General features: G+C 63.8%; 16 protein-coding genes and 1 tRNA gene. 15 read left to right on the plus strand and 2 right to left on the minus strand.

The window, feature by feature from the left end; translation table 11 throughout:
* The first annotated feature begins 6 nt into the window (after positions 1-6).
* The 9 genes from BM252_RS08705 (at position 7) to BM252_RS08745 (ending at position 10,059) form a co-directional block, all read left to right on the plus strand.
* Positions 7-2,379 (plus strand): bifunctional salicylyl-CoA 5-hydroxylase/oxidoreductase, encoded by a 2,373-nt coding sequence (locus BM252_RS08705; protein WP_093386649.1) that lies wholly within the window; start codon positions 7-9, stop codon positions 2,377-2,379.
* A 4-nt stretch (positions 2,380-2,383) separates the two neighbouring features.
* Positions 2,384-3,169 carry an SDR family NAD(P)-dependent oxidoreductase gene (locus BM252_RS08710; RefSeq protein WP_093386340.1) on the plus strand — a complete coding sequence of 262 codons (786 nt, stop codon included), beginning with the start codon at positions 2,384-2,386 and terminating at the stop codon, positions 3,167-3,169.
* A 33-nt stretch (positions 3,170-3,202) separates the two neighbouring features.
* Positions 3,203-3,733, plus strand: a complete 531-nt coding sequence (locus BM252_RS08715; RefSeq protein ID WP_093386342.1) for a MarR family winged helix-turn-helix transcriptional regulator — start codon at positions 3,203-3,205, stop codon at positions 3,731-3,733.
* 13 nt (positions 3,734-3,746) lie between these two features.
* A complete protein-coding gene (locus BM252_RS08720; RefSeq protein WP_093386345.1) occupies positions 3,747-4,601 on the plus strand; it encodes an enoyl-CoA hydratase family protein in 855 nt (284 codons plus the stop codon).
* 1 nt (position 4,602) lies between these two features.
* On the plus strand, positions 4,603-5,802 hold the full coding sequence (locus tag BM252_RS08725; protein ID WP_093386348.1) for an acyl-CoA dehydrogenase family protein: 1,200 nt from the start codon (positions 4,603-4,605) through the stop codon (positions 5,800-5,802).
* 20 nt (positions 5,803-5,822) lie between these two features.
* Entirely contained in the window at positions 5,823-6,230 is a 408-nt protein-coding gene (locus tag BM252_RS08730) for a RidA family protein (protein WP_093386350.1), read from the plus strand.
* A 295-nt stretch (positions 6,231-6,525) separates the two neighbouring features.
* Positions 6,526-7,995 (plus strand): MBOAT family O-acyltransferase, encoded by a 1,470-nt coding sequence (locus tag BM252_RS08735; RefSeq protein WP_093386353.1) that lies wholly within the window; start codon positions 6,526-6,528, stop codon positions 7,993-7,995.
* Positions 7,996-8,003: 8 nt separating this feature from the next.
* The gene (locus BM252_RS08740) at positions 8,004-9,008 is read left to right on the plus strand and encodes an alginate O-acetyltransferase AlgX-related protein (protein WP_093386355.1); all 1,005 of its coding nucleotides are present in this window, start codon (positions 8,004-8,006) and stop codon (positions 9,006-9,008) included.
* Between the two features lie 331 nt (positions 9,009-9,339).
* Positions 9,340-10,059 carry a PEP_CTERM-anchored TLD domain-containing protein gene (locus BM252_RS08745; RefSeq protein ID WP_093386358.1) on the plus strand — a complete coding sequence of 240 codons (720 nt, stop codon included), beginning with the start codon at positions 9,340-9,342 and terminating at the stop codon, positions 10,057-10,059.
* Here the strand turns inward: BM252_RS08745 and BM252_RS08750 are convergent.
* Together BM252_RS08750 and BM252_RS08755 are read right to left on the minus strand one after the other, a co-directional pair.
* The gene (locus BM252_RS08750) at positions 10,056-11,195 is read right to left on the minus strand and encodes a glycosyltransferase family 4 protein (RefSeq protein WP_093386360.1); all 1,140 of its coding nucleotides are present in this window, start codon (positions 11,193-11,195) and stop codon (positions 10,056-10,058) included. The two genes, BM252_RS08745 and BM252_RS08750, sit on opposite strands and share 4 nt — an antisense overlap.
* 55 nt (positions 11,196-11,250) lie before the next feature.
* Positions 11,251-11,325 (minus strand) — tRNA-Arg (locus BM252_RS08755).
* A gap of 233 nt (positions 11,326-11,558) precedes the next feature.
* Here BM252_RS08755 and BM252_RS08760 point away from each other — a divergent pair.
* From BM252_RS08760 to epsE, 6 genes are all read left to right on the plus strand, one after another.
* On the plus strand, positions 11,559-13,472 hold the full coding sequence (locus tag BM252_RS08760) for an ATP-binding cassette domain-containing protein (protein WP_093386363.1): 1,914 nt from the start codon (positions 11,559-11,561) through the stop codon (positions 13,470-13,472).
* Between the two features lie 151 nt (positions 13,473-13,623).
* Entirely contained in the window at positions 13,624-14,349 is a 726-nt protein-coding gene (locus BM252_RS08765) for a CAAX prenyl protease-related protein (RefSeq protein ID WP_093386365.1), read from the plus strand.
* A gap of 126 nt (positions 14,350-14,475) precedes the next feature.
* Positions 14,476-15,642: an XrtB/PEP-CTERM-associated polysaccharide biosynthesis outer membrane protein EpsL gene (gene epsL / locus BM252_RS08770; protein ID WP_245774162.1), complete on the plus strand. Its 1,167-nt coding sequence runs from the start codon at positions 14,476-14,478 to the stop codon at positions 15,640-15,642.
* Positions 15,643-15,650: 8 nt separating this feature from the next.
* Positions 15,651-17,033: an undecaprenyl-phosphate glucose phosphotransferase gene (locus tag BM252_RS08775; protein ID WP_093386370.1), complete on the plus strand. Its 1,383-nt coding sequence runs from the start codon at positions 15,651-15,653 to the stop codon at positions 17,031-17,033.
* 273 nt (positions 17,034-17,306) lie between these two features.
* Positions 17,307-18,257, plus strand: coding sequence for an EpsD family peptidyl-prolyl cis-trans isomerase (locus tag BM252_RS08780; protein WP_093386373.1), 951 nt, complete (start codon positions 17,307-17,309; stop codon positions 18,255-18,257).
* A 61-nt stretch (positions 18,258-18,318) separates the two neighbouring features.
* Complete coding sequence (gene epsE, locus BM252_RS08785) at positions 18,319-19,107, plus strand: polysaccharide export protein EpsE (protein ID WP_093386375.1); 789 nt, start codon at positions 18,319-18,321, stop codon at positions 19,105-19,107.
* Positions 19,108-19,127 lie beyond the last annotated feature (20 nt).

A 19,127-nucleotide genomic window follows, 5' to 3' on the forward strand; every position in this document is an offset into this window, starting at 1 on the left:
AATTCCATGAATATCGTTTGCATAGGCGGCGGTCCGGCCGGCCTGTATTTCAGCCTGTTGATGAAACAGCAGAACCCGGCCCACCGCATCACCGTGGTCGAGCGCAACCGCCCCTACGACACCTTCGGCTGGGGCGTGGTGTTCTCCGACCAGACCCTGGGCAATCTGATGAACGCCGACGCGGAGACCGCGCGCGCCATCCTGCAATCGTTCAACCACTGGGACGACATCGACATCCATTTCAAGGGCGCCAAAGTCAGTTCGGGCGGCCACGGCTTCTGCGGCATCGGCCGCAAGCGCCTGCTCAACATCCTGCAGCAGCGCTGCGAGGAGCTGGGCGTGGAACTGGTGTTCGAGACCGACGTCGCCGACGACCAGGAACTGGCGGCAAAGTACGGCGCCGACCTGGTGATCGCCTCGGACGGTTTGAACAGCCGCATCCGCAGCCGCTACGCCGCCACCTACGCGCCGCAGATCGAGGCGCGCCAGTGCCGCTTCGTCTGGCTCGGCACCAAGAAGAAGTTCGACGCCTTCACCTTCGCCTTCAAGCAGACCGAGCACGGTTGGTTCCAGGCCCACATCTACCAATACGACGGCGACACCTCGACCTTCATCGTCGAGGCGCCGGAGACGGTGTGGCGCGCCGCCGGCCTGGAGGAGATGAGCCAAGAGCAGAGCATCGCCTTCTGCGAGCAGCTGTTCGCCGAGCAGTTGGACGGCCACGCGTTGCTGTCGAACGCCGCCCACCTGCGCGGCTCCAGCGTGTGGATCAAGTTCCCGCGCATCGTCTGCGAACAGTGGGTGCACTGGAACGGCGCCACCCCGGTGGTGCTGATGGGCGACGCCGCCCACTCGGCACACTATTCGATCGGCTCCGGCACCAAGCTGGCGCTGGAGGACGCCATCGAACTGGCGCGCTGCTTCGGCGCGCACGGCGATGCCAAGACGGCGCTGGCGGCCTACCAGTCGCTGCGCGCGGTGGAGGTGTTGAAGATCCAGAGCGCGGCGCGCAATTCGATGGAGTGGTTCGAGAACGTACAACGCTACAGCGCGATGGAGGCGCCGCAGTTCGCCTACTCGATGCTGACGCGCAGCCAGCGCCTGTCGCACGAGAACCTGCGCCTGCGCGACGCCGCCTACGTGGCCGGTTTCGAAAGCTGGTTCGCCGCGCGCGCCTTCGCCCAGGCCGGCGTGGCGCCGGCGGCGAACCTGGCGGTCCCGCCGATGTTCACGCCGTTCAAGGTGCGCGGCCTGACGCTGAAAAACCGCGTCCTGGTCTCGCCGATGGCGCAGTACAGCGCCGTCGACGGTGTCGTTGGCGACTACCACCTGGCGCATTTGGGCGCGCGGGCGCTGGGCGGCGCCGCGCTGGTGTTCGCCGAGATGACTTGCGTGTCGGCCGAGGCGCGCATCACGCCGGCCTGTCCCGGCATGTACACGCCGGCCCACACGGCGGCGTGGCAGCGCATCGTCGACTTCGTCCATGCGAGTAGCGACGCCAAGATCGCGCTGCAACTGGGCCACGCCGGCGCCAAGGGTTCGACCCGCGCCATGTGGGACGGCATCGACCAGCCGCTGGAGCAGGGCAACTGGCCGCTGTGGGCGGCTTCGCCGCAGCAGTACCTGGCCGGCGTGTCGCAGACGGCGCGGGAGATGGGCGAGGCCGACATGGCGCAGTTGCAGGCCGACTTCGTGCGCGCCACCCTGGCCGCAGACGAGGCCGGCTTCGACTGGCTGGAGCTGCACTGCGCGCACGGCTATTTGCTGTCGTCCTTCATCTCGCCGCTGACCAACCGGCGTGGTGACGACTACGGCGGCAGTCTTGAAAACCGCTGCCGCTTCCCGCTGCGCGTGTTCGCCGCGATGCGCGCCGCCTGGCCGCAGCACAAGCCGATGAGCGTGCGCATCTCGGCGCACGACTGGGTCGAGGGCGGCATCACGCCGGACGACGCGGTGGCCATCGCCCGCCTGTTCAAGGCAGCCGGCGCCGACCTGATCGACTGCTCGTCCGGCCAGGTGAGCAAGCGCGAGAAGCCGGTATACGGCCGCATGTTCCAGACCCCGTTCGCCGACCGCGTGCGCAACGAGGCGGACATCGCCACCATCGCCGTCGGCTCCATCTTCGAGGCCGACCACGCCAACGGCATCATCGCCGCCGGTCGCGCCGACCTGTGCGCGGTGGGCCGGCCGCACCTGGCCAACCCGGCCTGGACCCTGGCCGAGGCGGCCCGGATCGGCTACCACGCCGTCGCTTGGCCGAAGCAGTACCAGCCGGGCAAGCAGCAGCTGGAGCGCAACCTGGAACGCGAGCGGCAACTGGCGGCGGCCAGCGGCGGCCTCAGTCCGCAGCAGGTGGCGGCCAAGCTGCTGGAGGGATGAGGACATGACGACACTATCGAGCACACTGGCCGGCAAGCACGCGCTGGTGACGGGCGGCGCGCGCGGCATCGGCGCCGCCTGCGCGCGCGCCTTGCTGCTGCGCGGCGCGCGCGTCACCCTGGCCGGCCGCGACGCGGCCGCGCTGCTGGAGGCGCAACGCGACATGAACGCGCTCGGCGAGGTCGGCGTCGAAGCGCTCGACGTGGCCGACGAGGCGGCGGTGCAGGGCGCCTTTGCCCGCGCCGCCGAGCGCTTCGGCCGCATCGACATCCTGATCAACAACGCCGGCCAGGCGGAACCGGCGACCTTCCTGAAGACCGACGCGGCGCTGTGGCAGCGCATGCTGGCGGTGAACCTGAACGGCGTGTTCCACTGCACCCAGGCGGCGCTGCCGGCCATGTTGGAGGCAAAGTGGGGCCGCGTCGTCAACGTCGCCTCGACGGCCGGGCTGGTCGGCTACCGCTACGTCTCGGCCTACGTCGCCGCCAAGCACGGCGCGGTCGGGCTGACGCGGGCGCTGGCGTTGGAGGTGGCCGCCAAGGGCGTCACCGTCAACGCCGTCTGCCCCGGCTACACCGAGACCGACATCGTGCGCGCGGCGGTGGCCAACATCGTCGCCAAGACCGGCCGCAGCGAGGAGCAGGCGCGCGCCGAACTGGCCGGCGCCAATCCGCAGCAACGCCTAGTACAGTGCGAGGAGGTGGCCAACGCCGTGGTTTGGCTGTGCCTGCCCGAGTCGTCCGCAATGAACGGCCAGGCCATCGCCGTGGCCGGCGGCGAGGTCATGTGAACACACCAATGAGAGCAGCCAGCAAGGAACCCCATGTCATTTTCCGCTAACACCGAGGGCGCCGACGCCGACGAGCACAGCGAGCCGGTGCTCGACCTGTCCAGCCGCCTGACCGAGGACCACCACCAGTCGCTCAAGCTGTGGCTGCGCATGCTGTCGTGCACCGTCAAAATCGAGAACGAGATCCGCAGCCGGCTGCGCGCCAGCTTCGGCATCACGCTGCCGCGCTTCGACCTGATGGCGCAACTGGAGCGCTACCCGGACGGCCTGCGCATGGGCGAGCTGTCCAAGCGCATGATGGTCACCGGCGGGAACATCACCGGCATCACCGACCAGCTGGAGCAGGAGAAGCTGGTGGTGCGCGTGCCCGACCCCAAGGACGGCCGCGCCTACAGCGTCAAGCTGACCGGCGCCGGCCGGCGCGCCTTCGCCACCATGGCGGCGGTGCACGAGGGCTGGATCGCCGAACTGCTGCAGGACATGTCCGGCGCCGACAAGGGCCAGCTGATCGCGCTGCTGTCGCAAATGAAGCGGCACCTGAACGCGCCCGACGACAAACCATAACGAGGACACCACCATGCGATACCTTCCCGGCGAAGCCCAACAACTGCCCGGCAACCGCGCCAGCCTGGCCGGCTACCAGGCGCGCCACTTCCTCTTCGATGTGGCCGACGGCGTCGCCACGCTGACCCTGAACCGCCCCGAGCGCAAGAACCCGCTGACCTTCGACTCCTACGCCGAGCTGCGCGAGCTGTTCCGCGCGCTGGCCTACGCCGACGACGTCAAGGCGGTCGTCATTGCCGGCGCAGGCGAGAACTTCTGCTCCGGCGGCGACGTGCACGACATCATCGGCCCGCTGACCAAGCTGGACATGCCCGGCCTGCTGGCCTTTACCCGCATGACCGGCGACGTGGTCAAGGCCATGCGCGCCTGCCCGCAGCCGGTGGTGGCCGCCATCGACGGCATTTGCGCCGGCGCCGGCGCCATGCTGGCGCTGGCCGCCGACATGCGCCTGGGCACGGCACGCAGCAAGACAGCCTACCTGTTCACCCGCGTCGGCCTGGCCGGCTGCGACATGGGCGCCTGCGCGCTGCTGCCACGGCTGATCGGCCAGGGCAGGGCGTCCGAGCTGCTCTACACCGGCCGCTCGATGGGCGGCGCGGAGGGCGAGCGCTGGGGCTTTTTCAACAGCCTGCACGAGCCGCAGGAGCTGCTGGCGGCCGCGCGCGCGTTGGCGCAGAGGCTGGCCGACGGCCCCACCTTCGCTCACGGCATGACCAAGAAAATGCTGCAGCAGGAGTGGAACATGGGCGTCGACGAGGCCATCGAGGCGGAGGCGCAGGCGCAGGCCATCTGCATGGCCACCAACGACTTCCACCGCGCCTACCACGCCTTCGTGGCCAAGCAAAAACCGCAATTCGAGGGAGACTGATATGTCCGACAAATCGTATCTGGAGTGGCCGTTCTTCGAGCCGCGCCACGCCGCGCTGGAGCGCGAGCTGGACGCCTGGGCCGCCGCTGAAATAGGCCACGGCCACGGCGCCGACGTCGACGCGGCCTGCCGCGCGCTGGTGCGCCAGCTCGGCGCGGCCGGCTGGCTGCGCCACGCCGTCGCCGGCGTCGAGCACGGCGGCGCCGGCGCCGCCATCGACACGCGCGCCATCTGCCTGATCCGCGAGACGCTGGCGCGCCACGCCGGCCTGGCCGACTTCGCCTTCGCCATGCAGGGCCTGGGCTCGGGCGCCATCAGCCTGTTCGGCAGCGCCGCCAACCGCGCCCGCTACCTGCCGCGCGTGGCGGCCGGCGAGGCCATCGCCGCCTTCGCCCTGTCCGAGCCGCAGGCCGGCTCCGACGTCGCCGCCATGCAGTGCGCCGCCGTGCGCGCCGGCGACCACTACGTGCTCAACGGCGAGAAGACCTGGATCTCCAACGGCGGCATCGCCGACTTCTACGTGGTGTTCGCCCGCAGCGGCGAGGGCGCCGAGCCGGGCCAAACACGCGGCGCGCGCGGCATCTCCGCCTTCATCGTCGACGCCGACACGCCCGGCTTCGCCGTCGCCGAGCGGATCGACGTGATCGCGCCGCACCCGCTGGCGCGGCTGCGCTTCACCGACTGCCGCGTGCCGGCGGCGCGCCTGGTCGGCGAGCCGGGCCAAGGCTTCAAGGTGGCGATGGCCACGCTCGACGTGTTCCGCACCTCGGTGGCGGCGGCGGCGCTGGGTTTCGCCCGCCGCGCCTTCGACGAGGCGCTGGCGCACTGCCAGCAGCGGCAGATGTTCGGCCAGCGCCTGGCCGACTTCCAGCTGACCCAGGCCAAGCTGGCGCAAATGGCCACCGGCATCGACGCCGCCGCCCTGCTGACCTACCGCGCCGCCTGGCAGCGCGACCGCGGCGAACGGGTGACCAAGGAGGCGGCGATGGCCAAGCTGACGGCGACCGAGACGGCGCAGCAGGTGATCGACGCGGCGGTGCAGATCTTCGGCGGCCTGGGCGTGGTCAGCGAGCACCCGGTCGAGCGGCTGTACCGCGAGATCCGCGCGCTGCGCATCTACGAGGGCGCCAGCGAGGTGCAGCAGTTGATCATCGCGCGCGAGTTGCTCAATGGTGCGCCGGCGGCGGTGCAAACGGCATAAGATATCATAAAGGTAATTTCATGGAATTTTTACAACCGGAGGGCTGGGCGCGAGCGCGTGGCTACTCGAACGGCGTGGCCGCCAGCGGCAGGATGGTCTGCGTCAGCGGCATGATCGGCTGGGACGGGCAGGGCGTGTTCCACACCGACGACTTCGCCGGCCAGGTGCGCCAGGCGCTGCTCAATGTGGTGGCGGTGCTGGCCGAGGCCGGCGCGCGGCCCGAGCACATCGTGCGCATGACCTGGTATGTGCTCGACAAGAAGGAATACGTCGGCGCCTACAAGGAGGTCGGCGCGGCCTACCGCGAGGTGATCGGCGCGCACTACCCGGCGATGACGGCGGTGCAGGTGGCCGGCTTGCTGGAGGAGCGGGCCAGGGTGGAGATCGAGGTGACTGCCGTTGCGCCGTTGGAGGATTCCCAGCAGTGAAAAAATGTGTAAAAATGCAAACTCAGCTGGACGATATGTTATATTTTGCCTGATGCATGCGGCCTCACGTTCTTATCATGACTCGTGCGGCTCTACGTCCGCTTGGTGCATCGTTGCGGGAAATTAATGCACCAATGATGTTAACCAATTTGTCTGTTTTACCGGCAGCCCCGCAGTCTCGCCAACCACTCCGCATTGCCAGTAGCCGGCATGGCTGCAGGATGGATCGCGCAATAACATTTTGGATGCCGCCTGTTGTACAGCGCGGCTTTTGTCCCTCTATTGAGATTCTTCAGTGCTATTTAATACATTTTCTTTCTTTGCAGTCTTTCTGCCGCTCACTCTGCTTGTATATTTCCTCTGTTCCCGGTACTCGTTGCGCGGTTCCATTGTTGCGCTACTGCTGGCTTCCGTCGCTTTCTACTGCTATTGGGATATTCGTTTTTTCCCCATTTTGGCGGGCTCGATATGCTGCAACTTTTGGATGGGGAGGAAGATCTCGGACCTGCATGCCGCAGGCGACTTGCTGTCGGCCAAGCGTTGGCTGATTGTCGGCCTGGTTGCAAATTTGAGCTTGCTCGTGTTCTTTAAGTACTTTGACTTCCTTCTGGGTAATTTTAGTTTATTGATCGGTCGCCCCTACCAGCAATTGGGACTCGCTTTGCCCATCGGAATTTCGTTTTTCACTTTTACACAAATTGCCTATCTGGTCGATTGCAACGCTGGCAAGGTGCGTGAAACTAAGCCGGAAAGCTATGGTTTGTTCGTCACGTATTTCCCCCACCTGATTGCCGGCCCCATCCTGCATCACAAAGAGATGATGCCGCAGTTCGATCAGCCGGATTCCCATGTGTTTAGTCGCGGCCGGCTGATCCTCGGTTTGCTGTTCTTTACCTCCGGCCTGTTCAAGAAAGTCGTGCTGGCCGACGGCGTGGCTCGCTATGTCGGCCCGGTGTTCGACGTCAGTCAAGGCAATCTGACCATGCTGGAGGGATGGGCGGGTGCGCTGTCCTACACCTTCCAACTGTACTTCGATTTTTCGGCCTATTCGGACATGGCATATGGCCTGTCGTATATGTTTGGCATCGTGTTGCCGATAAATTTCAATTCGCCGTACCAGTCCCGTTCAATTATCGAGTTTTGGCGGCGCTGGCACATCACGCTGTCGACCTTCCTGCGGGACTATCTGTACATCCCACTTGGGGGCAACCGCGATGGTGATGCGAGACGTTACCTGAACCTGGTCATCACCATGCTGCTTGGCGGTTTGTGGCATGGCGCGAACTGGACTTTTGTTATATGGGGCGGCCTGCATGGTTTTTACTTGGTGTGCAACCACGGTCTGCGCCATCTGCTCGCCGGGCGCGATAATTGGTGCATCCGGGTGCTCGGCACCTTGCTGACCTTGCTGGCGGTGGTGGTCGGTTGGGTGTTCTTCCGCGCTAACTCCGTGGCCAGTGCGTGTGCCATCTTGAAGGCAATGGCGGGCGGCACGATGCTGTCGGTTAGCGGCGCCAGCCTAGGCATCAACCGCATCATGGACGTGAACAATTGTCTCGTTTGGCTGGCAGCATGCGCGGCGATCACCTTCCTGATGCCAAATATTTATCAAGTGCTCGGCACCGGTTTGCGGCGCGAGCAGGAGCGGCGGCTCGAACAGGGACTTGGAGGCATGCTGCTCGGCGCCTTGTTACTGCTGAGCGCCCTGTTGTTGGCCATTAGTGAGACCCGCGGCGTGTCAGAATTCTTGTACTTCAATTTCTAATGAAACCTATGCGCGTAATTTTTGGCTTTGTGGTCGGCCTCCTGCTGACCGCACTCTCCTTGGAGGCGGCGTTCCAATTGCTGCCCGTCGTCTCTGGTTTGCGCCTGCAATCGACCAGCCCGGCGATCCCGTTTAACCGCTATTTGCCCCAATTGAGATACACCTATTCCTTTGGTTGGGCGATGGCAAATGCCCGCCGTGGTGCCACCAATCTGCAGGGCTTCAACAACTCGCCGGATTTCGCAGACCAGGCGAGGGCCTTGGTGATCGGCGACAGTTTTATTGAAAGCCTGATGCTTGACTATCCTCAGACGGTGCAGGGACGACTGGCGGAATTGTCTGGCGCCGCCGTATATGCCGCCTCGGCCTCCGGCAACGGCTTGGCCGACTCGCTTGAAATAGCGCGATACTACGCACCGCGCTTGCATCCTCGCAACATCGTATTGTTCGTAGAGGAAAACGACATTAGCGGTTTGCTCGACCAGCCCGGACGGGGCCATAGCGGCTTTAAACTGGACGACGGCAGCATCCGCATATTGCATGAGCCATACCACGAGTCGGATTCGAAGCAGTTGATGCTGCGTTCGGCTTTGTTTCGCTATGCCTATTACAACTTGAAATTACGCGACTGGGTGTCGACAACGAAGCGAGCCGCTGCGGGTGCGCCGAAGAGCGACGACGGCGCAAGCAAGGCCGCCGTTCTCGACTATTATTTTGCACAGTTGCATATCCTTGGAAAGAACAACGACATTCGTTTCATTTTCCTGGTCGATGGTGATCGCAACGCTGTCTATGCAGGCAAGAGGCAGGGTCCTGCGTGGAAGGGCACTGGGCTGCCTGCCTTCGTGGCGTTGGCGCGGGCGCAAGGCTTCGATGTGGTCGACATGCAGCCCGAGTTCCAGCGTCATTGGGCCGAGTTCCACGAACGCATGGACTATATGCCCATGGATGGACACTGGAACAGCGTCGCCCACGAGCTTGCAGCACGTCTTTTGGCGCAACAGTTGCAATAAGGCGGGCGCGGGTATTGTTGGGCGAATACAGCGTGCGCCGCAGGCTGGATTCTGTGTAAACGGTTTTTCGGTTACACCTGCTGCACCCAGTTTGCAAACTGGATGGTGAAACGCCAAGCATAAGCGCACCTTGCGTCACGGCGACAAGTGGCGGAGCACCCTTGCGTTGGCGAGACGCTGGGTTAGATCGTGTTCTCTGTGTCCTCGCAGCTTGGCATCAGAAGATGAGTGAAACACTGACGCATGCTTTGTGGAAATTATTGATAAGGCTTTATGTCAATATGGTATATTTGGCAAATTGCTGGTCATCGTCAAACACGAAGGGGAAGAAATGAAAGCTCGTTCTAACATTGTGCCGGCTGTGCTGGCGATCGCCGCCACTTTTGGCGCCTGCGGCAACGCGTCAGCCGACGTGTCGCTGCTGAGTCCCGCCTACCAAAGCCAGCTGGCCAGCTGGCTGGGCAGCGGCCCGCTCTCCCTGACCAACATCTACACCAAGGCGGCGGGCGACACGGCGCTGGATTTCCACCACGCGGTGGACGGCAAGGGCGCTACCTTCTCGGTGATGGAGGCGAGCAACGGCAAGGGCCAGACCTGGGTGATCGGCGGCTACAATCCGCGCAGTTGGGCGTCCTCCGGCGAGTACAACATGACGTACGACAACGCCCAGCGCACTTCGTTCTTGTTCAACTTGACCGCCGGCCAGATCCACCGCCAAACGCCGAAGGGTTACGTCTATGACACGGTGGGGGCTTACCAGGCGTACAACAATATCAATTCCGGTCCGACCTTCGGCATGGGGCGCGATCTGTACGTGCCCTACGACCTGCAAACCGGCGGCGTGTCGCTGCTGTATTCCTACATCGATCCAAACGAGGGGAACTTCTACGCGAGCATTCTCGACGGTTCCCGCTACACGCAGCCGGACGTCACCTATGGCGCGATCCAGGTGTTCTCGATTGCCGTGGTGCCGGAGCCGAGCGCCTACCTGATGCTGTTGCTCGGTTTGGGTGGCTTGGCCATCCTGCGCCGCGGCAAGGCTGCCGCCTAGTCCAGCAGCGCCGTATAGGCGGCAAGTTCCTGGGCGATCCAGGCGTCGATGCCGTAGGTGGCGACGATGTGCGTGCGCGCCTGCTGCGCCAGGCGCTGGTAGTGACCATAGTTTCCCCTCACCTGGAGCACGCGGCGCACGAAGTCGGCGGTGTCGCCGGCGGCAAAATAGCTGCCGTGCACGTCCGGCGTGGCGACTTGCCGGTGGCCGCGGATGTCCGACAGCAGCACCGGCACCTCGCAGGCCATCGCCTCGATGACGGCCGCCGGGCATCCTTCGTTGTGCGAGGCCTGGACATACAGGTCGATCTCTTTGTTGAGGGCGCCCGGAATGTCGCTCACCGGGCCGGCGAAGCGCACGTAGTCAGTCACACTTTCCTCTATGACCAGCTGTTCCAGCGCCGCGCGCATCTGGCCGTCGCCGATCAGAGTGAGCGTGACGTCGCGCACCTGGTGCTGGCGTACCAGCACGCCCATGCCGCGGATGATCAACTCGATGTTCTTGACCGGGTTGAGGCGGCCGATGAAGCCCAGGCGCAGACCGGCCGAGGCGAGCGCGGGGGCAGGGGTGTGGCGCCGGAAACGCTCGATGTCCGTCGCGTTCGGGATGACCAGGACGCGATCGGCCGGCAGGCCGAATTGGACCAGCATTTCGCCGATGTGCTCGCCCACGCAGATGACCCTTTTCATCTGCGATAGATCGAACACCCACTTGCGCCGCTTGATCCCGTCCAAATAGCGGCGCGTGCCGGTCGGCACTGGTGTGCTGCCGATGGTGCGGATGAACTTGACTCGAGGGAACAGGCGGGCCAATTGGTTCAACAGCCGCGCACCCGGATCGAAATACAGGTGGACGATGTCGAAATTGCCGTTGGCGATGATGCGTCTGGCCGAGCGCAGATAAGCCAGCATGGCGCGCGGACGTTTCAGGCCGAACGTGCTGGGTAGGTCGAAGTGCAGTTTGACGGCGGGTGCGAAGGCCTGCGCCTGGATCGCCGCCGCCGGTGTCTTGATGCCGTCGAAGACGATCTCAACCTGGTGTCCAAGTTGCCCCAGGCGGGAGGCCTGCGCGAGCATCATGCGTTCGAGCGTGCTGAAATTGTTGATCGGGTAGCCCATGAACCGCAAGATGCGCATAGTGATCCTATGAAAAAAGGAGGTCTCGCTGGTGGCCGCCGCTGGCGGCCGGGAATGGTCCCCCCGACAAGAATCGAACTTGTATCCCACGCTTAGGAGGCATGTGCACTATCCATTGTGCTACGGGGAGGACGTGGCGGCCAGACCGATGCTGGGCCACATGCCGTTCGGCATGACTGAACCGGCAGGCGCTGTCTTGCCCTTCGCCGGCAGGGGCAAGATGGTCAAAACGCTTGCAATTATAGCTGAGACTTTTACAAGATATGGTGCCAATTGCCAGAGTATCGGTACAATGTCGGCTCCATTCATCTAATCGGCGGTTTTTCCTGCTACAACGGAACCCGCTCGGACACCCTCATCACTATGGCAGTCATCTCTCTCTCCTCCGCGCAACTGGCGTTCGGCCACGTCGCGCTGCTCGACCACGCGGAATTCTCCCTCGAAACGGGCGAACGCGTCGGCCTGATCGGCCGCAACGGCACCGGCAAGTCCTCCCTCCTGAAGGTCATCTCGGGCCGCTTCAAGCTCGACGACGGCCTGCTCACCATGCAGCAGGGCATCCGCATCGCCTACGTCGAGCAGGAGCCGGTGTTCGATCCGGAGATGAGCGTGTACGACGCCGTCGCCTCCGGCATGGGCGAGCTGCCCGCGTTGCTCAAGGAGTACGACGCGCTGACCGGCCAGTTTGGCATGGGCAACGACGACGCCGTGATGGACCGCATGCACGACGTCCAGGTGCTTCTCGACGCGGCCGACGCCTGGAGCCTGCCGAACAAGGTGGCCACCGTGCTCGACCGCTTGAACCTGACCGGCGACATGCTGATGAAAACGCTGTCGGGCGGTATGCAGAAGCGTGTCGCGCTGGCCCGCGCCCTGGTCTCGGCGCCCGACGTGCTGCTGCTCGACGAGCCGACCAACCATTTGGACTTCACCTCCATCCTGTGGCTCGAGGGCCTGCTGCGCGACTTCAAGGGCAGCGTGCTGTTCATCACCCACGATCGTAGCTTCCTCGACAACGTGGCGACCCGCATCATCGAACTCGACCGCGGCCGTCTGCTGTCGTATCCGGGCAACTTCAGCGCCTACCAGGTGCGCAAGGAGGAGCAGCTGGAGATCGAGGAGGTGGAGAACGCCAAGTTCGACAAGTTCCTCGCCCAGGAGGAAGTGTGGATCCGCAAGGGCGTCAAGGCGCGCCGGGTGCGCGACGAGGGCCGCGTGCGCCGCCTCGAGGCCTTGCGCCTGACGCGCGTGGCGCGCCGCGACCAACAGGGCCAGGTCAAGCTGGACGTGTCGGCCGGCGAGCGCTCGGGCAAGATCGTCGCCGACCTGGACAACGTCTCCAAGACCTACGGCGACAAGGTCATCGTGCAGGGCTTCAGCGGCACCATCCTGCGCGGCGACAAGGTCGGCCTGATCGGTGCCAACGGCGCCGGCAAGACCACCCTGCTCAAGATGATCCTCGGCCAGGAGAGCTCGGACACCGGCAGCATCCGCCTCGGCACCAAGCTGCAGGTGGCCTATTTCGACCAGATGCGCAGCCAGCTCAACGAGGAGGCGAATTTGATGGAAACCATCGCCCCGGGCAGCGACTGGGTCGAGATCAACGGCCAGCGGCGCCACGTGATGACCTACCTGAACGACTTCCTGTTCGCCCCCGAGCGGGCCCGCTCGCCGGTCAAGTCGCTGTCCGGCGGCGAGCGCAACCGCCTGCTGCTGGCGCGCCTGTTCGCCAAGCCGGCCAACGTGCTGGTGCTCGACGAGCCGACCAACGACCTGGACATCGACACCCTGGAGCTGCTCGAGGAGTTGCTCGAGGACTATACCGGCACCGTCTTCCTGGTCAGCCACGACCGCACCTTCCTCGACAACGTGGTGACCCAGGTCATCGTCGCCGAGGGCGAGGGCAAGTGGCGCGAGTTCGTCGGCGGCTACACCGATTGGGAGCGCGTGCGCACCGCGCCGACGCCGGTGGCGCCGGCCTCGAAGGGCAGCGCCAAGGCCGAGCAGGCGGCCGCCGTCAGCAGCATGGCGGCGCCGGCGGTCAAGCAGAAGAAGCTCAGCTTCAAGGAACAGCGCGAGCTCGACGAGCTGCCCAAGCTGATCGCCGCGCTGGAGGACGAACAGACCGCGCTGCAGCTGCAACTGTCGGACCCGGACTTCTACAAGAAGAACGCGGCCGAGGCCAAGCGCGTCAACGGCCGCATGGAGGCCATCGAGGGCGAGCTGCTGGCGGCGCTGGAGCGCTGGGAGGCGATCGAGGCGGGCAAGGCCGGCTAGCCAGGCTTGGAGAGGGCGCGTCGGCGGGCGCGTAAAAATGCCTCTACAACAACATCATGATTTGTTGTACCATGTGCATTGTTTCGGGCGCCAAGGGGTGGCCGAAACAATCTTACGTTTTGCATAATGGAAAGATTCATGCTCCTAGTTGATGGCAAGTCCCCTCTCCAAGCGACCGGCCGGTCGCGATATCGGCCGCATTGCGGGAGCCGCCGTGTTTGACCGCGCCGCCTTGCCGCGGGTGCTGCCTTTCCTGGTTTACCTCGCGTTCATCCTGCTGGCCGACGTCTTGGGTCGCTTGGGTTTCGCGCCCGCCGAGCTGCGCTGGCTCTACACGGTGAAGATCGTCGCGGTACTTGCTGTGTTGCTGGCCTGCCGCCGACACTACACCGAGTTGAGCGGCCCCTTGCCCGGTGTCGCGGCGCTGGCGACGGCGGTGGTTGCCGGCGTGGTCGTGCTGGTGCTGTGGATTAGTTTGAACGCTTCCTGGATGCAGATCGGCAGTTCGAGCGGATTCGATCCGCGCGTTGACGGCGCCATAGACTGGTCGCTGGTCGCGATCCGCATCGGCGGCGCCGCTCTGGTGGTGCCGGTAATGGAGGAGCTGTTCTGGCGCTCCTTTCTGCTGCGCTGGATCGAGGCCGCCGATTTTCTGCGGGTCGACCCCGCGCGGGTAAAAACCAAGGCTTTTATTGTCACGGTGTTATTATTCGGCGTCGAGCACACGCTTTGGCTCGCCGGTATGGTGGCGGGCGCCGTTTACACCCTGTTGTATATGCGCAGTCGTTCGCTGTGGATACCGATTGTTGCCCACGGTGTCACCAATGGACTACTGGGTGCATGGATTATTTCCACTGGTCACTGGACTTACTGGTAATATAATTTGCCGCTGTTTGATCTCTCTCAAAGACGACTACCAATGTTGAGTTCTAAGCTAAAAAAAGATTCAGGTCGGAATCAGTTCGCCGTCAAGCGGCCGCTGTCCTCCTTTCAGCCTCTGGCCTTGTTGCTCGCCACGGCAGTGAGCCTGCCGGCGTCGGCCGCGCTCAGCGACACCATCCATCCCTTCGTCACGCTCGGTTACAGCTATGACGACAATTTGTTCCGCCTGCCCGACGAGGTCGCCGGGTTCGCCGGCAGTCGCTCCGACACCATGCGCCAGACGGCGGTAGGCGTGTCGTTCGAGCGGCCGCTGGGGCGCCAGATCCTGACCGGGCAGGCTAAGCTGAGCAACGTCAAGTTCTCCCATTACGACCAGCTCGACTACAACGCCAAGGACTTCTTGGCCGCCCTTGAGTGGCATCTAGGCAACCATCTCTCTGGCAACTTGGGTGGCAAGTACGTCCAGACCCTCACTCCGTTCACCGACTACCATTCCAATGAGCGCAATTTGCGCACCCAGCGCCGCGAGTATGTCGACGGCGCCTGGCGCTTCCATCCTAGCTGGCAGTTGCGCGGCGGCTTCGCGCAGGAGAAATTCTCCTATGATCTGCCGGCCCAGCGCTACAACGACCGCAGTGAAGATGTCGCCAATATGGGGATCGACTACCTGGCCCCGAGCGGCAGCCGGGTCGGCCTGCAACTGCGCCGTCTGAAGGGCGCGTATGCCAACCTGCGCAGCGTGGGCGGCGTGTTGGTCGACGACGGCTATTCGCAGGACGAGTTGAAGGCCGACGTGAACTGGCGCTTCAGCGGCACCACCCAGTTGCAGATGCTGGTCGGCTGGGCCCGCCGCGAGCACAGGTTCTTTACTGGGCGCGACGCCAGCGGCGCGAACGGCAGGGGGAGCGTCGAATGGCGCCCGCTGGGCAAACTCGCGTTTACCGTGGCGGGATGGCGCGAGTTCGCCGCCGTCGAGAGCAATCTCGTCAGCAATAGTTTCAACAAGGGGGGGAGCGTGGCGGCGGCCTGGGACATTTCGGCCAAACTCCGCGCCGACGCCTCGCTGCGGCGCGAGACGCGCGACTTCGCCAAGATCAATGGTATCGCCTTCTCCGGCTCGTCGGAGGACTCGATCCGCAGCGCCAACCTGGGACTGACCTACGCGCCGCTGCCGACCGTTCAGCTCAACGCGGGACTGTTCCGCGAGAGCCGGTCGGGCAGCCCCCTGGTCGGCACCGGCAACTATAGCGCGAATGGCGGTTCCTTCAACGTTAGCGCGCAGTTTTAAGAATTCACATGACGGTTAACGATATTCCCTTAATTTCCTTCTTCCAGCGGGTGCTTGATCCGTTGATCGTCATGGGCACCCTGTACCTGACGTCGTTCCTGCTGGCCGAGCCATTCACCGGCTATTCGCTGGTGTTGATGGTGTTGGCGTTTTTCATTTCCTCGTCGGTCTACCAACACGTCGACCCATACCGCACCTGGCGCAGCGGCCGCATGCTGGCCTATTCACGCGATATTTTCGCTGGTTGGATCGTTACCGCGCTGATCCTCGCCATGCTGGGCATAGTCAGCGGCCTAGCCTACCACTACGATGACGCCGTGCTGGCGTGCTGGTTTGTCTCCACTCCCTTCATCTTGTTGGTCAGCCATTTGGCGGTGCGCAAGATCGGTTCGGACCCGGGCAAGGAAAGCGAGGTCCGCTCGGTCGCGATTATCGGCGCCAACGACGTCGGCATCAAGTTCGCCAACACCATCGAACGCAACCCCAATCTGTTCATGGCCGTGCGCGGCTTCTTCGACGACCGCACCGAAGACCGCCGCCCGCCCGACCTGGCCCATCCGATGCTCGGCAAAATGTCCGATATTGCCGGTTTTGTGCGCGAACACCACATCAAGATGATCTTCATCAGCCAACCGATCTCGGCCCAGCCGCGCATCCGCAAGCTGCTTGACGAGCTGCAGGACACCACCGCCTCCGTCTATTTTCTGCCGGACATTTATGTGTTCGATTTGATGCAGGCGCGTTTCGACAATGTCGGCGGCATGCCGGTGATCGCCATCTGCGAGAGCCCGTTCACCGGCTTCAACAGCATGGTCAAGCGCGCCAGTGACATCCTGTTGGCCCTGCTGATCCAGCTTGCCCTGCTGCCGCTAATGTTGATCATTGCGCTGGCCGTCAAATTGACTTCGCCGGGGCCGGTCATCTTCCGCCAGCGGCGTTACGGCCTGTACGGTGAGGAGATCATCGTCTACAAGTTCCGTTCGATGACGGTCGCCGAGGACGGCGCCAAAGTAGTGCAGGCCACCAAGAACGACCAGCGGGTGACGCGGATCGGCGCCTTCTTGCGCCGCAGTTCGCTCGACGAGCTGCCGCAGTTCATCAATGTCCTGCAGGGCCGGATGAGCATAGTCGGACCGCGTCCGCACGCGGTCGCCCACAACGAGCAGTACCGGAAACTAATCAAGGGCTATATGCTGCGCCATAAGGTCAAGCCGGGCATCACCGGCTGGGCGCAGGTGAACGGGCTGCGCGGCGAAACCGAGACGCTGGATAAGATGGAGGCGCGGATCCGCTACGATCTCGACTACCTGCGAAGCTGGTCGCTGTGGTTGGACTTGTGGATCATCTTGTGCACGGTGAAGGTGGTGCTGGCGCGCGAAAACGCGCATTGAGCCGCGCGCCGGCGCGCGGGAACGAATAGTTGTTGCTATAATACCTTGTTCGTTGATATTATTACAATCGCACCACCATAATTTTACAATATTGACAATGTTGGGGCCGGGGTTGCATACTTCCCCTCGCAAAAAAACCAATCGGCGGTGGCCGTTCTCGCATCGTGTGGCAGAATTGGCCGGCGATGGCGCGTCGCCCTCGGCCGCCGTCGGGCATACCGAACCATGAATCGTAAAGGAATTATCTTGAACCATTTTGATATCGCAGGTTTGATGAAAACTAAAAAAATCGGTTCAGGCAGGCGCTTGCTGTGCGCCGGTTTGCTCGTCACCGTGGCTGTCGGCCTGGGCGCCTGCGGCGAGAAGGAGAAAAAGTCCGGCCAGGCGCTCGCCAGCGTCAACGGCGAGGAGATCACGGTCTTGCAGCTCAATGAGGAAATGCAGCGCGCCGGTGTGCAGAGCGAGCAACAGGAAAGCGCGCGCAAGCAGCTGTTGCAGTCGCTGGTCGACCGCCAACTGTTGATGAACGAGGCTGCCAAGGATAAGGTCGACCGCGACCCGAAGGTGGTGCAGTCGATCGAACGGGCCAAGGCCCTCATCGTGGCCCAGGCGTATATGCAAAAACGCATCGGCACGCCGGCCAAGCCGACGCCGGCCGAGGTGGCTGATTACTTTGACAAGCATCCGGAATTTTTCGTGCGCCGCAAGCAGATCGACATGAAGGAGCTGGTCATCGCCAGCAATGACATGAACGACGCCTTGAAGGCGGCAATGGATGCGGCCAAGTCGCTCGACGAGGTCGCGGCCTGGCTCGACGCGCACAAGATCAAGTTCGGCCGCACCCAGCTGGCGCGCTCGACGGCCGATTTGCCGCCGGAATTGTCGTCCAAGCTGTTGGCGATGCCCAAGGGGCAGTTGTTCATCATCCGCGAGGGCCAGCGCTCACTGCTGATCTCGATCGCCGACATCCGCGACAATCCGGTCACGCTGGAGCAGGCCACCGGCCAGATCGAACAGTTCCTGTTCAACAAGAAGAACAAGGAGGCGGCCGACGCCGAGTTGGCGCGTTTGCGCGCGGCGGCGAAGATCGAATACCTGGACAAGACGATCGCTCCCGGCAAGGGCGCCGCGCCTGCCGCCGCCGCCGCGCCTGCCGCCGCGCCGGCAGCTTCGGCGAGTGGAAGCAACGAGGCCAACGAGCGTGGCGTTGCCGGCCTGAAATAGGCTGGAGCGGATCCGGCGCGCCGGCGAAGACTATTTTTTTGACTTTAGATATGGGTACACCATGAAACGACTCACGTATTGGATGATGGCACTGTTGATTGCCTTCGGTTTCGGCAGCGCATCGGCAGCGGACATTTTGCTCGGTCCGGGGGACGTGCTCAAGGTGTCGGTGTACGGCAGCCCGGACCTCGGTTTGGAGACGCGCGTCAGTGAAAGCGGCGCCATCACCTTTCCGCTGATCGGCGAGGTCGCGCTGGGTGGCCTGTCGGTGTCGAGCGCCGAGAAGAAAATCGCCAGCATGCTCGAGAGCGGCGGCTTCGTGCGCAAGGCCCAGGTGAACATGATCGTTACCTCGATCCAGAGCCAGCAGGTGTCCGTGCTGGGCCAGGTGTTCCGCCCCGGCCGCTATCCGCTGGAGGGTAAGCGCAGTGTGGTCGACATGCTCGCGGTGGCCGGCGGCATCAACGGCGACGGCGGCGACAGCCTGACGCTGATCCGCAAGCGCGGCGGCAAGGCCAGCAAAGAGGTGATCGACCTGATCCAGATGGTGCGCAGCGGCGACCTGGAACGCGACGTCGACCTGGCGGCGAACGACATCATCTATGTTGAACGCGCTCCGCGGTTTTACATCTATGGCGAGGTGCAGCGTCCCGGCACCTTCCGCCTGGAGCGCTCGATGACCGTCGTGCAGGCGCTGTCGACCGGTGGCGGACTTACCCCGCGCGGGACCGAACGCGGCATGCAGATCAAACGGCGCGACAGCCAGGGCGTGGTGCAGATTATCAACGCCAAACAGGACGACCTGTTGCAGACCGACGACGTCGTGTATGTCAAGGAAAGCCTGTTCTAAGCCGCCTGTCGCGCGGTCCG

The organism is Rugamonas rubra (genome assembly GCF_900114705.1).
Taxonomy (GTDB): Bacteria; Pseudomonadota; Gammaproteobacteria; order Burkholderiales; family Burkholderiaceae_D; genus Rugamonas; species Rugamonas rubra.

Coding starts and splice junctions, on each gene's coding strand:
- BM252_RS08780 (WP_093386373.1), top strand. CDS start 17,307: ATGAAAACTAAAAAAATCGGTTCAGGCAGGCGCTTGCTGTGCGCCGGT.
- BM252_RS08705 (WP_093386649.1), top strand. CDS start 7: ATGAATATCGTTTGCATAGGCGGCGGTCCGGCCGGCCTGTATTTCAGC.
- BM252_RS08765 (WP_093386365.1), top strand. CDS start 13,624: ATGGCAAGTCCCCTCTCCAAGCGACCGGCCGGTCGCGATATCGGCCGC.
- BM252_RS08725 (WP_093386348.1), top strand. CDS start 4,603: ATGTCCGACAAATCGTATCTGGAGTGGCCGTTCTTCGAGCCGCGCCAC.
- BM252_RS08730 (WP_093386350.1), top strand. CDS start 5,823: ATGGAATTTTTACAACCGGAGGGCTGGGCGCGAGCGCGTGGCTACTCG.
- BM252_RS08740 (WP_093386355.1), top strand. CDS start 8,004: ATGCGCGTAATTTTTGGCTTTGTGGTCGGCCTCCTGCTGACCGCACTC.
- BM252_RS08745 (WP_093386358.1), top strand. CDS start 9,340: ATGAAAGCTCGTTCTAACATTGTGCCGGCTGTGCTGGCGATCGCCGCC.
- BM252_RS08710 (WP_093386340.1), top strand. CDS start 2,384: ATGACGACACTATCGAGCACACTGGCCGGCAAGCACGCGCTGGTGACG.
- BM252_RS08750 (WP_093386360.1), bottom strand. CDS start 11,195: ATGCGCATCTTGCGGTTCATGGGCTACCCGATCAACAATTTCAGCACG.
- BM252_RS08775 (WP_093386370.1), top strand. CDS start 15,651: ATGACGGTTAACGATATTCCCTTAATTTCCTTCTTCCAGCGGGTGCTT.
- BM252_RS08715 (WP_093386342.1), top strand. CDS start 3,203: ATGTCATTTTCCGCTAACACCGAGGGCGCCGACGCCGACGAGCACAGC.
- BM252_RS08760 (WP_093386363.1), top strand. CDS start 11,559: ATGGCAGTCATCTCTCTCTCCTCCGCGCAACTGGCGTTCGGCCACGTC.
- BM252_RS08720 (WP_093386345.1), top strand. CDS start 3,747: ATGCGATACCTTCCCGGCGAAGCCCAACAACTGCCCGGCAACCGCGCC.
- epsE (WP_093386375.1), top strand. CDS start 18,319: ATGAAACGACTCACGTATTGGATGATGGCACTGTTGATTGCCTTCGGT.